Below are 13,246 nucleotides of genomic sequence, written 5' to 3'. Positions count from 1 at the left end.
CTTCAACCGGCTCAAGCAGTGGCGCGGCATCGCGACCAGGTACGACAAGACCGCCCAGTCCTACCAAGCAGCCGTCACCCTCGCGTCGCTCCTGATGTGGGCGTGACACTTTGACGACAACTCCTAGCCGGTCGTAGACGGCGGCCAGCGCGGTCCTGGCGTCGGCGTGCGCGGGGTCGGCGAAGACGAGGTGGTTCAGGAGGGTGGCGGCGAAGCGCAGGTCCCCCGCTTCGGCGTACGCCGTCGCTTTGGCGAGCGCCTGCTGCGGGCCGCCGGCGATGTCGACGTACCGCTTGGCCTGTTCGACGGGCGGGTGCTCCCACAGGTGGGCCGGGTTGCCGTCGAACCAGCCGAGGTAGCGCTGGTAGACCGCCTTCACGTTGTGGGAGAGGGAACCGTAGTAGCCGCGGGTGTGCCAGGTACGCTCCAGCGCGGGCGGCAGCCGGAACTCCTCGGCGATCTCGGGTCCGGTGTGGCCTTCGTTGAGCAGGCGCAGGGTCTGGTCGTGCAGGTAGGCGTAGAGGTCGCGCTGGGCGGTGAGGAAGGCGACGGCGTCGGCGTGGCCCCAGGTGGGCCAGTGGTGGGAGGCGAAGGCGACGTCGTAGTCGTCGCCGAAGAAGTCGATGGCCTCGTCGAGGTAGCGCGACCAGATCCGCGCGTCGCGCACGACGGCGCCGCGCAGGGTCAGGATGTTGTGCATGTTGTGGGTGGCGTTCTCCGCCAGGCACAGGGCGCGCAGGTCGGGGAAGAGGAAGTTCATCTCGGCGGGGGCTTCGGTGCCGGGCGTGAGCTGGAAGACGATGCGGACGCCGTCGAGCGTCTCCTCCTGACCGGTGCGGGTGATGTCGAGGGTGGGCGGGATGAGGGTGATCGTGCCGGTGGAGGTGGTCATGCCCAGGCCGGCGCCGATCTGCCCGTCGGGCGCCTTCGGCAGCCGGTCCCCGTACATGAAGACCGCACGGCGCGTCATGGCGTTGCCGGCGTAGACGTTCTCGCTGACGGCGTGCTCCAGGAACCCGGCCGGGGCCAGGACGGGCACGCCGCCCTCGGTGCCGGGCGGGAGGACCCCGCGGGCACCGCCGAAGTGGTCTCCGTGCGAGTGGGTGTAGATCATGGCGGTGACCCGGCGGTCCCCGCGGTGCTGCCGGTAGAGGGCCAGGGCCGCGGCGGCGGTCTCCGCGGAGATGAGCGGGTCGATGACGATGACGCCCCGGTCGCCCTCGACGAGGGTCATGTTCGACAGGTCCAGGCCGCGCACCTGGTAGACGCGGTCGGTGACCTGGTACAGGCCCTGCCGGGCGCAGAGCCGGGCCTGGCGCCACAGGCTGGGGTTGGCGGTGTCGGGGCAGTCGGCCTCGAGGAAGGCGTAGGCGTCGTTGTCGTAGACCACGCGGCCGTCGGCCGCCTTGATCACGGCCGGCGTCAGGGCCGCGATGAAGCCGCGGTCGGCGTTCTCGAAGTCGGTCGTGTCCTCGAAAGGCAGTGCGCTACTCATCCGTGCCGTCCGTTCACAGGGGCGTGGCGGGCAGGACGACGAGCCGGCCGCCGCGGGAGCGGGTGCCGGTCGGCCGAACTCGTCGACGAGCCGCGACAAGGGCGTTAAGGCCACAATCTGGCATATACCCCCACGGATGCCCCGGAGCCACGTCCACCGAGGGGAGCCTCGGTCACGGCTCCGCTCGCGACAGGCGCGCGGGCGCCGCCGATGCTGCCGCGCGGCGGTGCTTGAGGTTGACGGCCGAAGCCTTGGCCACTGCCACGGGGTTCAGGAATCTCAGCGGCGAGATCAATCGGGATCCGAACAGGTGCATGTGCCGCGCCACCGCTTCGTCGCGCGCCGCCGCCGAGAACATCAGCCGCTCCAGGGGGTTGAACGGGCGGGCCCTGGCGAAGTCGGCGGCCAGGTACTGGTGGCCGCGCAGCCTGCGCCGGTGCCGGCGCGCGTACGCCGCCAGGGACGCGTCGAGGTTGCCCGGGTGGCCCGGGTTGCGCCGGTCGCCGCGGTCGCTCCGGCCGGTGAGGGCCGGGGCGACAGCCTCTGCCAGCCACTGCGCGGACTCCAGCGCCCACCCGCAGCCCACACCCCACAGGGGATCGCCGGTGAGGGCGGCGTCGCCGATGAGTGCGACGCCCGGCGCCTTCGGACTGCGGCTGTTCAGCTGGTAGTTGACAGTGCCGGTGATCTTCGTGACGCGCTCGGCGGAGTCGATGGGCGGCGCCTCGGGAAGGGCGCGGACGAACGCGAGGAAGCTGCCCTCCAGGTCGTCCCGGAAGGCCGGCAGCCACTTCTTGCCGGGGAGCACCGCGATCACGGTCACGCCGTCCTCGTTCGGGAAGGCGTACGCCATGTCGGGGTCGAGGAACCACGTGTGGCCGAGCCCGCCGTGCAGCGGGAGGTCGCGGAAGTGCGCGAAGTAGCCGAACCGCCCGTTCTCGTACTCCCGACCGGGCACCCCGGCGTACTTCGCGACGGCCGAGTCCTTGCCGTCGGCGCCGACCACCAGCCGGGCGCGGATCTCCCGCTCGCCCTGCGGCGTCGAGGCGCGCACCCCCACGGTTCGCCCGGTTTCCCGGACCAGCCCGGTCACCTGGTGGCCGAGGAGCAGGTCGACGCCCGGGGTCCGGCCCGCATGGGACCTGATCATCGGGTCGAGGGTGCTGCGCCGGATGTTGTACGCGTACGGCAGCTCGGGGCCGCCGGGCGCGGCCTTCGGCTCGATCCATCCCCAGCGGGTGTACCAGCGGGCCTTGTTGCGTACGGCTCCCGCCTTCTCGATGGCGGGGACGAGACCGAGCTCGTCCAGCACCGGGTGGGCGTTGGCCGTGATGGAGTGGGTGCACAGCACCTTGTACGCGTCGGGGTCCGAACGCCGTTCCAGCAGTGCGACGCGGACACCGCGCCGGGCGAGCAGGATCGCCGCGGCACTGCCGGCGAGGCTTGCCCCGCTGATGACGACGTCGTAGTCGTATCCCGTGCTCTCGGGCTGGGTCATGTACCGATCGCTCCCTTCGGGGTGTGGTGCCGTTCATGGGAGTGGCAGTGGTGCGGTGCCGTTGACGTCGGCACTGTCAGGCACATGACGAATTATGCGGTCCGCGGGCTCAGACGGAGTCCGTCCGCAGGGAGGCCAGGACCCGCCCCAGCGCGTCGTCGGGAGGCTGGGGGGCGCCGTCGGCGAATGCCGCCCGGGCGCGGTCGAGGTCGGCACGCCGGAAGGGTCGGGGCTCTTGCGGGCTCAGCCGGATGACCAGTGGAGACACCCCCTCCCGCTGGTACGCGGCGAGTTTGTGGTGCCCGTCGAGGAGATGGCCCACACCGCTCCCGGCGGTGGGGAACAACGCGACCAGGGCCGGCAGGGCCCCGCCGGCACGGATGCGGTCGCGGTAGCCGCGCACCGCCCGGTGGTCGCGGGGCGGCCAGGCGTCGGTGGTCACCAGCGCGAGCTCCTCCTCCGCGTACCAGCCGTGGACCTTGCGGGCCTGCGGACGGACCACCCGCAGGTGGTGCGGAGCGAGCCCGGCCGTCATCACGTACCGCCCGGGGGCGAGCAGGGACAGCAGCGGCCGCAGGCACTCCGGATCCGGCGGCTCGGCCTGGCCGGTACGGGGATCGGGCACGAGCCCGGGGGCGCCGAGCCACTCGGTGAGGTACTTGACCTCGGCGAGCCCGGGTCCGCCCGCGCCCGCGCGGGCCGCCAGCCAACCCATGCTGCCGCAGCGGTCGTTGGCCTCCAGGACCGCGGGGTCGCCCGCGAGGAGGAGCAGGCTGCCGCCTTCGTCGCCGATGACCTCGATGACGCCGTGCCCGTCGGGCACGTCGATGCATACGGAGCGGGGAGCGGGAGGCGGTCGTCCGATCATCTGCCGATCGTACGGAGGCCCGGCCGCCCAGCAGACCGGAGGGCGGCGGACCGCGTCCGTCAGCCGTGTGCCAGCAGGAGGTGGCGCTCGTCCGGGGTGAGGCCGCCGCGCACACCGTGCGGGACCCGGTCGGCCAGGGCCCGGCGGCGGCACGGGAGCCGAACCGGGCAGCGGCGGCACACCGCCTTGGCAGCCTCCTCGCGCTCCCGGGCAGCCGCGGCCTGCTCGTTGGCGCCCCGCTCGAAGACGTCCCGGGCCCCCGAGCGGCACGGTCCGTCGAACGGCGCGTCGTGGCGGGAGTCGAGGAGTGCGTCCGTACGGGAGGTGTCGGTCACGCCCGGGTTCCTTCCGGCAGCGGCGGTCCGTCGTGACCGCCTGTTCCCCCGCGTATCACCAGATTCCGAGCGTCCATGCATCGTCGCGGTCAAGCGGTGCCGTGTGCTCGTAGCCGCCGTCAGTCCCGCTTGTACCCGTCGCCGAAGTTCAGGGTGTGTTCGAGGACGTCTTCCATGGGGTCGTCGATCTGCCCGATGTTGATCAGTGCGACCACCGGCGCATCGCGAGACTGCCGGTTGTCGTCCGCCATGGCGGTACCTGCGGCAATGACGGTGAGGGCAGCCGCCAGGGCTCCCGTGATGATCTTCCTCATAACCCGGTAACGACACCGGCCCCGGGAGGATGCGGCCCCCAACCACCGCGGCCCGGGAGCCGCGGGGCTTCCACGGTCAGAGCCGCCAGTACGTCCCCGCACGGGAATCGACGTGCACCACGTGCCGGCCGACGCGGACCACGTGGTGGTCCGGGCCGGACCAGGAGCCGGCGCCGCCCTCCGCACCGGGCAGTGGGGTCCAAATCTCCAGGAAGGTACTGCCGTTCGGGTTGGTGCCCCGCTCGACGAGGTTCGCACCGTCCCACCGGAGGGTGCCCGTGTCGTCGCCGGGCTCTCCGGTGAGGTGGTGGAAGCGCACCTGGGAGCCGTCGAATGAGGTCGTTCCGGCGAAACCCCGGCTGTCGGCGTAGTACGGCCCGGCCTGGAGCCACACCACTTCGTCGTCCCGGTCCTCGACGAGCGCTCCGCCGTTGCGGCTGATGCCGCGGCGCAGCCAGGCTCCGCGCTCGGGCACCGCAACGCCGTCCCCCCGCTCCGGGCCCGGCTCCGGCTGCGGCTCCGGCTCAGGCGCGGTCATCGGAGGCGGGGCTGGTGGGGCCGTCCTGGTCGCCCTGGTCGTCCACGGCCAGCAGCGTCAGGGGTACGTTGCCGCGTACCGCCTGCGAGTACGGGCAGACCGCGTCCGCCCGGTGCAGCAGGGGCTGGAGGTCCGCCGCCCGCCACCCCGGCAGGCTGACGGTGACGGACACCGCGAGGCCGTATCCCGCGGGCGTGTCCGTCGTACCGAGCTCCACTTCGCACGCCACCCGCGCGGCGGAGGCGTCCGCTCCGAACTCTGCGGCGACCTCGGCGAACGCGGAGGTGAAGCAGGCGGCGAAACCGGCCGCGAAGAGCTGCTCGGGGTTGGTGGTACCGGGCACCTTCTTGCGCGGCGGCGCGAGGCGGACGTCCAGGCGCCCGTCCTCGGTGCGGACGGATCCGGTGCGGCCCCCGGCGGCGTGCGCGGTCGTCCGGTACAGGCTGCGGGTGAGTGGCACGGTCATGGCGTTCGGCCGATCTTGCTCGACGAGGACGCTGCCCGGGTGCGGACAGCGGGCGGTGCCGCTCGTGCGGCACCTCGCGCGTCGTCGTGCGTAACCGGGTACGGCGCATCTCGTCCGGGGCCTGGGATCCGGCCGCCGGACAATCTAGCACCGGGTACGGGCGGCCGGGTCCCCGCCCGCGGTGCGGTTCCTCACCCCGGGGACTCGGACCGGCACCGGCTGCGGTACGCACCCGGAGGCATGCCCTCCCACCGGGTGAAGGCCCGGACCAGGGCCGTCGCACCGCTCAGGCCGACGAGCGGGGCGATCCGGTCCAGGGGCAGGGCCGTGGTCTCCAACAGCCGCCTGGCCCGGCCGTGGCGGGCGGTGTCCAGGAGCGCACGCCAGGACGTGCCCTCCGCGTGCAGGGCCCTGCGCAGGGTCCGGACGCTGAGGTTGAGCTGCCCCGCGGGACCCTCGGGGCCCGCGTCACCGAGCGGGGCGCGCTCCAGCCACTGGCGGACGCGCTCGGCGACGGTCCCGGCCGCGGACAGCTGCTGCAGGAGGCGGTCGGCGTAGGCCCGGTGCAGGGCGTTGAGTGCCGGATCGTGGAGGGGGCGGCGCCTGTCGAGGTCCGCGTCGGCGACCGTGATCACGTTGTCCGGGGCGTCGAAGGTGACGGGGCAGCCGAAGAAGCGCGCGTAGGGCTCGGCGGAGCCGGCGCGGGGGTGGGCGAACGACACGGTCAGGGGCGTCCAGTCGTCGCCGGCGATCCAGCGGGCCGCGCGCACCATGCTGCTGACGACCGCTTCCACCTGCTGGGGGTGCATGGCGGGCGGGCCGACGGTCGGCCGGTAGCCGATCCGGCCGACGCCGTCGCGGCGGTCCAGGGCGACCGTGCCCGCCTGGCTGATCAGGGGGTGGTACCGCTCGGCCGCCTGCGCGGCGTCCGCGAGGCTGGCGCAGGTGAGGACGAGGTGGCCCAGGATGTGCAGGCCGTCGGGCCGGATGCGGTCGCCGACCAGGAGGCCGGTGTGCGGGCCGGCGTCCCGCGCGGCGAGCACCTCGTCCCACAGGGCGCGCATCTCGCCGTACTCCAGCCGGTCCGTGGGCAGGGCCCAGGGGCCGGACCCGCCGGTGCCCTCGGCGGTCGCGCTCAGGACGGCGAGGGCGTAGGACGCGGTGACGGATGGCGGCCGTTCGGTGGACACGGCCGTCAGTCAATGCGGGCGCACCACACCCGTCAAGGGCATCCGCGGGAGGTCCGCCGGGGCGGGCCGGGTCCGGGGAGTCAACTCGTTGGCCGCGGGGGTGAATGACGGCGCCGCGGGCGGCTCCTAGGGTCGTCCTTCGGACACCAGAGGAGTACGCCGTGATTCTCTTCCTGCTCCCCGCAGGCGACTACGACCCCACCGAGGCGGCGGTGCCCTGGGCGGCATTGCACGATGCCGGCTTCGAGGTGCGGTTCGCGACCCCGGGCGGGAAGGTCGCACTGGCCGACCCCCGGCTCACGGACCTCGGCTTCTCCTGGCTGTCACCCTGGCTGATGACCCGTCGCGCCGAGCTGGCCGCCTACCGGCGCCTCACCGGGGACCCGTCCTTCCTGGCCCCCTCCTCCTACGCGGAGGTCGACCCGACCGGCATCACGGGCCTCTTCGTACCGGGCGGCCACGCCCCGGGCATGCGGACGATGCTCGAGGACTCCACCGCCCAGCAGCTGTTCGCCCGGGCCATTCTCCAGGGGCTGCCGGTGGGGGCCGTCTGCCACGGCGTGCTGCTCGCCGCCCGGGCCGAGGATCCCGCCACGGGGCGCTCGGTCCTCCACGGCAGGCGGACGACGGCGCTGACCTCCTTGCTGGAGTTGACGGGGTGGAACCTCACCCGGTTCTGGCTGGGACGCTACTACCGGACCTACCGCACCACCGTGCAGCAGGAGGTCACGGCGGCCCTCGCCGACCCGCGGCACTTCCTGGCAGGACCGCCCCTGCCCGTCCGTGACACCGCGGCCCGGCCCGGGCGCGGCTTCACCGTCAGGGACGGCAACTACGTCTCGGCGCGGTGGCCGGGCGACTGCCACCGCCTCGCGGCCGACTACCTGGCCCTGGTCCGCTCGCATGCGGCGGCGGGAAGGGCGGACCGCTCGGCACGAGACCGCCCGGATGCGGGGGTCAGATCACTTGGGCGGGCGGAAGGATCCGGGTCACGCGGCACCGAGGACGTTGTCGAGGTGCGCGGCGAGTGAGGATCGCAGCTCTTCGGGAGACATCTTCCGCTCGTCGAGCAGGTGCGCCACGAGGTCGGCCCGGATGGCGGCCAGCAGTGCGTGGGCGGTGAACTCCGGGGCGTGGACGCCGGGAACCCGGTCGAGCGCCGTACGCAGGGTCTCGTGCCACCAGCCGTAGTGCTGGGCCTGGTACGGGCTGCTGATCCCGGCGTCCTCCGCGGCGGACATGAGGTTCCGGTTGTCGATCTTGAAGGTCAGGGCGGTGTCGAGGAGGTCCGCCACCTGCTGCCGCGGTGCGGAACCCGTTGCTTCCTGAACCTCCCGCACCGTGCGCCGGAGCGGTTCGAGGCGGGAGGTGATGACGGCTGCGATCAGGCCGGAGCGGTCGCCGAAGCGGCGGAAGAGGGTGCCCTTGCCCACGCCCGCGGCTGCGGCGATGTCGTCCATGGACACGCCGTGGGGGCTGCTGCTGGCGGCGAAGAGAGCGTCGGCGGCTGCCAGGACGGCCTCTCGGTTGCGCTGGGCGTCCGCGCGCTCGGTGCGCTCCGTACGCTCCGCTCGTTGGGCCACGGGTCCTCCTCGGTCTGCGGCCTCTCCGGCCCCCGGAATGATATTCGGCCGGGCGGTGTCAGTGACTCGCGGCCGCCGCCCGCACCTCCCGTTCGACGAAGGCGCGCAGGGTGCCCGGGGGGCGCCCGGTGAGGCGCTCGACGGTGTCCGAGGTACGGTCCTCGGCACCGTCGGCGATGGCGCGGTCCATGGCCGCCAGCATGGTGGCGAACTCCAGCGGTATCTCGGCCGCCCAGCGGTCGCGCAGCTCCTCGAAGGTCAGCTGCCGGTGCACGACGGGCAGGCCGGTGACGTCGGTGATGATCGCGGCGACGTCGTCGTAGCTCAGCGCCTGCGGCCCGGTGAGGATCAGGTCGGTGTTGGGGGCGTGTTCGTCGGTCAGGGCGTGTACGGCCACTGCGGCGATGTCCTCGGCGTCGATGAATCCGACGCGGCCGTCGCCCGAGGCCGTGAGGATGGCGCCGTCGTTCCGGATGGTGCGTGCGTGGGGGGCGGGACCGGCGAAGTTCTGCATGAACCAGGAGGGCCGCAGCACCGCCCACTCCTCGAACAGGTCGGGCAGTTGCTCGTGCACCCGGCCCACGGCAGGGCCGCCTGCGGGGATCGCCGACGAGCTGAGCAGCACCGCGCGGCGCACGCCCGCGGCGCGGGCCCGGTGGAGGAAGGGCAGCATGACCTCGGCGGGGTCCGGGGAGCCGGTGGGTGGGATGAGGTACACGCGGTCGACGCCGTCCAGTGCCTCGGTCCAGGTAGCTGGTTCGTTCCAGTCGAAGCGGACGGGCTGCGTGCCCGGCTGCGGGGCGGGGGTCCGTCCGGCGGCCTTGACGAGGTGGCCCCCCGCGACCAGTCCGGCGGTGACGCGACGGCCGGTGGTACCGGTGGCCCCGATGACGAGGGCGGCCCGGGGGCCCGGGGCGCCCTGGGTGGCCTGGATGGCCTGGGTGGTCGTCATCGGTTCGCTCCGGTGAAGTCGGCGCCCGGCTGGGACGCGGCGAGGGGGTTCCAGTAGTCGCGGTAGGAGGTGATGAGGCCGTCCTCGACCGTGACCACGGCGATGTAGGCCATGTCGTAGGGGGTTCCGCTCTTCACCAGCCGGCCGACCCCGCGCATCTCGACCACGATCGTTTCGGGGACGGTGCTCTGATGGATCGCCACCTCGGGGAAGTCGTGCAGGTCGACGTGGTCGGGGTAGTGGCGCATGTACGCGCCGACCGCGGCCTTGCCTTCGAGACGCTGCGGCCAGCCGTCGGGGGCGAAGGGGAATTCGAGGACACCGTCGGTGTGCCAGAGGTCGACCCAGGCAGGGATGTCCTTCGCCAGCAGGAGTTGCAGGCTGTGGCGGTACAGCTCCGCCGCCGTCATGGGGGTGGTCATGGTCAAGGCTTCCGTTCCGCTCGAAGTGGCAGCGATGCCGGGCGGCCCGCGAGAACGCGGCGACCGCAAGAAACGGACCATCGGTCCGTATGATCTCGAGCGTACGGACCGGTAGTCCGTTTAGCAAGCGCGAGACCCCGCCCGGCTGAGCGGACGCGGCCCGGGGTCCCAGCCGGACGCCGTGGCCGAACCGCATGAGGGATCGACCACGGCGCCCGCGCGCCCTCAGGAAGTGCGCTTCAGCGTCCAGGTGTTGGGGTTGAAGCTGGGAACGGCGGAGTAGCGACAGCCGCTGGAGTAGTAGGTGTTGGTGATGGTCCAGCCGGCGGGCGGCCACGTGGACGCACAGGCGTTGACCTGGGTGCCGACGGGGTAGCCTCTCAGGTCCTTGATCTGCTTCATGTTGGGCGTGAAGCCGGAGCCGCACCCGGCGCTGTTCCACCACTGGACGTCCACCCAGCCGTCCGGGGTGAGCGCGCTGGCGCACATGTTCACCGTGTCACCGGGCGCCGCCGAGACGGGACTTGCGGTGACGGCCAGCGCAGTGACGGCCATGGTGGCCAAGGCAACGGCGTAGCGAGTGCGGATCACTGGACGTTCCTTCCCGGCGCACTGGGATCGCCGCCGACGGTCGGCAGGCCGTGCCAGGCGCCGCGTCATTGCTATCCGACCGCCCAAGGCCGCAGAAAGTGACCTTTTGGGCATAACCCTGCGATCGTTTAGAGCCGTTGCCCGACCGAGGCGCCGGTGTTCTCGTCCGCCCGGACGGATCAGGCGGCGCGGCAGAGTTCAGCGGCGTTCGCCGGTGCCGCGGCGCGGGACACGGTCGCGGGCAGCGGGCGGGCACCGCCGGGGGCACCCGCGGCGCGCGAGCGGCTCCGGGCGAACACGACGAGGCGGAGCACCGCGAACCGCGCGACGCCCGCAAGGGCGGAGGCCGACAGGTAGACGGCCTGCTCCAGCACCGGATCGGGCGCCGCCACCAGCTGCCGCAGGGCCAGCATCGCCGTACAGGTCACGGCGTACGCGGCCACCGCCGACCCGGCCGACTGCGCGTGCTGGCGCCGGCTCGCGCGACCGCCCGCACCGAAGGTGAAACGGGCGTGGAGCTCCGTGGCGAGGAGCGTGGAGACCGCGGTGATCAGCGCGTTGGCCAGAATCCAGGGAACGAAGGAGGCGAGGGCACCCACGGCGAAGCCGGAGGCGAGTCCCACACCGCCCCCGCAGACCACGAAGCGGACGAAGGCGCTGATGGCGCCGGGCTGCGTCGCCCGCCGCCGACTCCGACTCCGACTCCGACTCCGGCTCCGTCTCCGCACTGTCACCATGATCCGCCCCCTCGACCACCCACCCGCGAACACGCCCACCAGGCCAGGCCGATGGGCGCGCCACCCATGACGCCATAATGGCTCATGAATGGCACCACGTCGAGCCGTGATTGACGCCACATTGGGTCGCGGCCGACGAAAGCGCAGGTCAGCAGGAGCGCCACAGCGGCCATGTTCTTGATGCCCGAGCCCGGTCGTGACCCAGATCCTGAGAGGTGGTCAGCCGTGCTCCTGCACCAGGCTGAAGAGGACCCGCCTGTTCTTGTCGGGGAAGGCGGGGTCGGCCCGTTCGAGTGTGACCCGGGCGCTCGCACCGAGTTCGAGGTCGACGGCGGCGGAGGTCACCCTGCCCAGCACGGCGGGCTCCGCCAGTTGAACCTGACCCTCCCTCGGGTTCGGCTGCGCCCGTTCCGCGTCCGTGTCGATGACCACGGCATCGAAAGTGCTGCCCACCCGGTCCATGAGCAGCGCCGCCTCCACCAGGTCGACGGACTGCCGGTCCGCCGCACTTCCCTTCGCCTTCTCCATCCTGGTCGGCAGGTCCCCCAGCGCCGCCAGCACCCACTCGGGCGCTTCCCGGTCCGCGCATACGGCCACGCACAGCTCGCCGGCGTAGCGGTCGACCAGGCGCCGCAGCGGGGCCGTGCAGTGCGTGTACGGTGCTGCGATCGCCGCGTGGACCGTCTCTGCGGGGATGTGGTCGTGGTCGGGGAAGGACTTGTAGACCGACTTCAGCAACAAGGCGCCGGCCGCCTCGTGGAGGAAGGCCGCGTGCTTCTGCCGGTGCGGGTCCAGGGAGCGGATCAGCTCGGCGTACGAGACGTGGTGCGGCCAGTCGATGCCGAGGCCCTGCGCGATGTGGTGCAGTCGCGTGACCTCGTGGGTCGGGGCCCGGTCCTGGGTCCGCAGGATGCCGGGGCCGCCGTCCAGCATCATCCTGGCCGCGACCATCCCGGTCATGAGGGAGATCTGTTCGTTCCAGCCGTCGACGGCCGACGCGGCCCGGTAGCTCAGCCGGAACGATCCGTCCTCGAAGGTGACCTCCTGGTCGGGCAGGCTGAGCGAGATGCCGCCCCGCTCGGCCTCGACGGCCTCGCGCAGGGTGCCGATGTCGCGCAGCAGGGCGACGGACTCCTCGGCGGTGCCGGAGTCGATGGCCTGCTGCACGCCCGCGTAGTCGAGTTTGGCCCTGCTGCGCACGAGGGCGCGGCTCACGGACGACCGGGTCACTTCGCCGTGGGCGTCGAGGTCGTGCTCCCACAGCAGGGCGGGGACCTTCTGGTCCGGCAGCAGGCTGGCCGCGCCCTCGGAGAGCACGGGCGGGTGGAGCGGCACCTTTCCGTCGGGGAAGTACAGGGTCACGATCCGCTTGCGGGCCTCGGTGTCCAGCGCGTCGCCGGCGGTGACGAAGGCGGCCACGTCGGCGATGGCGTAGTGGACGCGGAACCCTCCTCCGGGCCGCCGCTCCAGGTGCATGGCCTGGTCGAGGTCCTTCGAGCCGGGCGGATCGATCGTGAAGAGCGGCAGGTCGGTGGCGTCCTTGTCGGGGAGCCGGGGCGAGCGGGCCGCGGCTTCGGCCGCCGCGAGCACGGGCTCGGGGAAGCCCGAGGGGGCCTGCAGGTCGGTCCGTAGCTTCTGCAAGGCGGTGGCCAGCGCGGCCTTGGCCGCTTCGGACATGCGCATCGGGCGGCGTGGCATGCCCCGAGCGTAGGGCGGAGGGCGGTCACCGGCACGGCGGGCGGATCCGTCCGGGTGCCGCGGGGCCGGGCGCGCCGCCGCCGGGCTCCGGCCCGCGGCGGCGCGCCCGGCCCGCCCTCGTGGGCCTCGTAGACCGGGCAGGCCTGGCAGGGCCGGTCAGGCGCCCACGCCGAGGACGGTACGGATCAACGTCCGCTGGGCGTCGGACAGGCAGGGGTCCTGGAGGTCGAGCACCTCGTCGTCGACAGTGATCCGGTAGCGGTAGCCGTCGGGTACGGGGGCGACGGCCCGCTGGGCGAGCTCCTCCAGGTCCGCCGCGTCCGCGCGTCCGGTCGTGTCGACTGCGCTGAGCTTCTCCAGGCCGCCGGCGAAGCCTCCGGAGCGGGTGACCGTTATCAGCATGGCCGATCCTTCCTGTTCGCTGGTGTGTCACGCGGTCTGCGCGTCGCAGCCATTGCCGCGCATGCCCCGAACCGCGGCCCGCTGACACGGAGCGCGCCCCGGAGCGTACGAACGTCCGGAAAACGCCGCCGCGGGTCGGCCGCACGGCCCCATGGGG

15 protein-coding genes, 2 pseudogenes and 1 riboswitch are annotated in these 13,246 nt (G+C 72.9%); of the genes and pseudogenes, 2 read left to right on the top strand and 15 right to left on the bottom strand.

Features of this window, described 5'->3' with window-relative positions; translation table 11 throughout:
* Positions 1 to 106: pseudogene (locus E6U81_RS40770) on the top strand (IS5/IS1182 family transposase); the annotation flags it as partial.
* A 15-nt stretch (positions 107 to 121) separates the two neighbouring features.
* Here E6U81_RS40770 and E6U81_RS03135 read toward each other — a convergent pair.
* The 8 genes and pseudogenes from E6U81_RS03135 to E6U81_RS03100 form a co-directional block, all read right to left on the bottom strand.
* Positions 122 to 1,495: pseudogene (locus E6U81_RS03135) on the bottom strand (alkyl sulfatase dimerization domain-containing protein); the annotation flags it as partial.
* A 172-nt stretch (positions 1,496 to 1,667) separates the two neighbouring features.
* Positions 1,668 to 2,993: an NAD(P)/FAD-dependent oxidoreductase gene (locus E6U81_RS03130; protein ID WP_136228463.1), complete on the bottom strand. Its 1,326-nt coding sequence runs from the start codon at positions 2,991 to 2,993 to the stop codon at positions 1,668 to 1,670.
* 109 nt (positions 2,994 to 3,102) lie between these two features.
* Positions 3,103 to 3,861, bottom strand: a complete 759-nt coding sequence (locus E6U81_RS03125) for a hypothetical protein (protein ID WP_136228462.1) — start codon at positions 3,859 to 3,861, stop codon at positions 3,103 to 3,105.
* 59 nt (positions 3,862 to 3,920) lie between these two features.
* Complete coding sequence (locus E6U81_RS03120) at positions 3,921 to 4,196, bottom strand: WhiB family transcriptional regulator (RefSeq protein ID WP_240803586.1); 276 nt, start codon at positions 4,194 to 4,196, stop codon at positions 3,921 to 3,923.
* Between the two features lie 119 nt (positions 4,197 to 4,315).
* Entirely contained in the window at positions 4,316 to 4,510 is a 195-nt protein-coding gene (locus tag E6U81_RS03115) for a hypothetical protein (protein WP_136228461.1), read from the bottom strand.
* Between the two features lie 76 nt (positions 4,511 to 4,586).
* Positions 4,587 to 5,048, bottom strand: a complete 462-nt coding sequence (locus tag E6U81_RS03110; RefSeq protein WP_136228460.1) for a hypothetical protein — start codon at positions 5,046 to 5,048, stop codon at positions 4,587 to 4,589.
* Positions 5,035 to 5,514: an Ohr family peroxiredoxin gene (locus tag E6U81_RS03105; RefSeq protein WP_136228459.1), complete on the bottom strand. Its 480-nt coding sequence runs from the start codon at positions 5,512 to 5,514 to the stop codon at positions 5,035 to 5,037. Before E6U81_RS03105 ends, E6U81_RS03110 begins: the two co-directional genes overlap by 14 nt.
* 75 nt (positions 5,515 to 5,589) lie before the next feature.
* Positions 5,590 to 5,651: riboswitch (guanidine-III (ykkC-III) riboswitch) on the bottom strand.
* Between the two features lie 54 nt (positions 5,652 to 5,705).
* Entirely contained in the window at positions 5,706 to 6,704 is a 999-nt protein-coding gene (locus E6U81_RS03100) for an AraC family transcriptional regulator (protein ID WP_136228458.1), read from the bottom strand.
* Positions 6,705 to 6,865: 161 nt separating this feature from the next.
* Between E6U81_RS03100 and E6U81_RS03095 the strand changes: the two genes are divergently transcribed.
* The gene (locus E6U81_RS03095; RefSeq protein WP_136228457.1) at positions 6,866 to 7,735 is read left to right on the top strand and encodes a type 1 glutamine amidotransferase domain-containing protein; all 870 of its coding nucleotides are present in this window, start codon (positions 6,866 to 6,868) and stop codon (positions 7,733 to 7,735) included.
* Here the strand turns inward: E6U81_RS03095 and E6U81_RS03090 are convergent.
* From E6U81_RS03090 to E6U81_RS03060, 7 genes are all read right to left on the bottom strand, one after another.
* Positions 7,694 to 8,287, bottom strand: coding sequence for a TetR/AcrR family transcriptional regulator (locus E6U81_RS03090; protein WP_136228456.1), 594 nt, complete (start codon positions 8,285 to 8,287; stop codon positions 7,694 to 7,696). The two genes, E6U81_RS03095 and E6U81_RS03090, sit on opposite strands and share 42 nt — an antisense overlap.
* Before the next feature lie 58 nt (positions 8,288 to 8,345).
* A complete protein-coding gene (locus E6U81_RS03085; protein WP_136228455.1) occupies positions 8,346 to 9,239 on the bottom strand; it encodes an NAD(P)H-binding protein in 894 nt (297 codons plus the stop codon).
* Positions 9,236 to 9,661, bottom strand: coding sequence for a nuclear transport factor 2 family protein (locus E6U81_RS03080; protein ID WP_136228454.1), 426 nt, complete (start codon positions 9,659 to 9,661; stop codon positions 9,236 to 9,238). The genes E6U81_RS03085 and E6U81_RS03080 overlap by 4 nt, the downstream gene beginning before the upstream one ends.
* Before the next feature lie 225 nt (positions 9,662 to 9,886).
* Positions 9,887 to 10,252, bottom strand: a complete 366-nt coding sequence (locus E6U81_RS03075) for a hypothetical protein (protein WP_240803585.1) — start codon at positions 10,250 to 10,252, stop codon at positions 9,887 to 9,889.
* Between the two features lie 179 nt (positions 10,253 to 10,431).
* Positions 10,432 to 10,989 carry a hypothetical protein gene (locus E6U81_RS03070; RefSeq protein ID WP_136228453.1) on the bottom strand — a complete coding sequence of 186 codons (558 nt, stop codon included), beginning with the start codon at positions 10,987 to 10,989 and terminating at the stop codon, positions 10,432 to 10,434.
* A gap of 219 nt (positions 10,990 to 11,208) precedes the next feature.
* Positions 11,209 to 12,687: an RNB domain-containing ribonuclease gene (locus E6U81_RS03065; protein WP_136228452.1), complete on the bottom strand. Its 1,479-nt coding sequence runs from the start codon at positions 12,685 to 12,687 to the stop codon at positions 11,209 to 11,211.
* Positions 12,688 to 12,843: 156 nt separating this feature from the next.
* Positions 12,844 to 13,089, bottom strand: coding sequence for a protealysin inhibitor emfourin (locus E6U81_RS03060; RefSeq protein WP_136228451.1), 246 nt, complete (start codon positions 13,087 to 13,089; stop codon positions 12,844 to 12,846).
* Positions 13,090 to 13,246 lie beyond the last annotated feature (157 nt).

It is taken from the genome of Streptomyces sp. A0592 (assembly GCF_004795115.1).
Lineage (GTDB): Bacteria > Actinomycetota > Actinomycetes > Streptomycetales > Streptomycetaceae > Streptomyces > Streptomyces erythrochromogenes.
The sequence above is the reverse complement of the archived record's forward strand: the minus strand, read 5'-3'. Positions and strand labels throughout refer to the sequence as shown.

Excerpts from the sequence above, each read along its gene's own strand:
- E6U81_RS03085 (WP_136228455.1), bottom strand. The coding sequence starts at position 9,239 with ATGACGACCACCCAGGCCATCCAGGCCACCCAGGGCGCCCCGGGCCCC.
- E6U81_RS03110 (WP_136228460.1), bottom strand. The coding sequence starts at position 5,048 with ATGACCGCGCCTGAGCCGGAGCCGCAGCCGGAGCCGGGCCCGGAGCGG.
- E6U81_RS03060 (WP_136228451.1), bottom strand. The coding sequence starts at position 13,089 with ATGCTGATAACGGTCACCCGCTCCGGAGGCTTCGCCGGCGGCCTGGAG.
- E6U81_RS03070 (WP_136228453.1), bottom strand. The coding sequence starts at position 10,989 with ATGGTGACAGTGCGGAGACGGAGCCGGAGTCGGAGTCGGAGTCGGAGT.
- E6U81_RS03080 (WP_136228454.1), bottom strand. The coding sequence starts at position 9,661 with ATGACCACCCCCATGACGGCGGCGGAGCTGTACCGCCACAGCCTGCAA.
- E6U81_RS03065 (WP_136228452.1), bottom strand. The coding sequence starts at position 12,687 with ATGCCACGCCGCCCGATGCGCATGTCCGAAGCGGCCAAGGCCGCGCTG.
- E6U81_RS03105 (WP_136228459.1), bottom strand. The coding sequence starts at position 5,514 with ATGACCGTGCCACTCACCCGCAGCCTGTACCGGACGACCGCGCACGCC.
- E6U81_RS03125 (WP_136228462.1), bottom strand. The coding sequence starts at position 3,861 with ATGATCGGACGACCGCCTCCCGCTCCCCGCTCCGTATGCATCGACGTG.
- E6U81_RS03130 (WP_136228463.1), bottom strand. The coding sequence starts at position 2,993 with ATGACCCAGCCCGAGAGCACGGGATACGACTACGACGTCGTCATCAGC.
- E6U81_RS03115 (WP_136228461.1), bottom strand. The coding sequence starts at position 4,510 with ATGAGGAAGATCATCACGGGAGCCCTGGCGGCTGCCCTCACCGTCATT.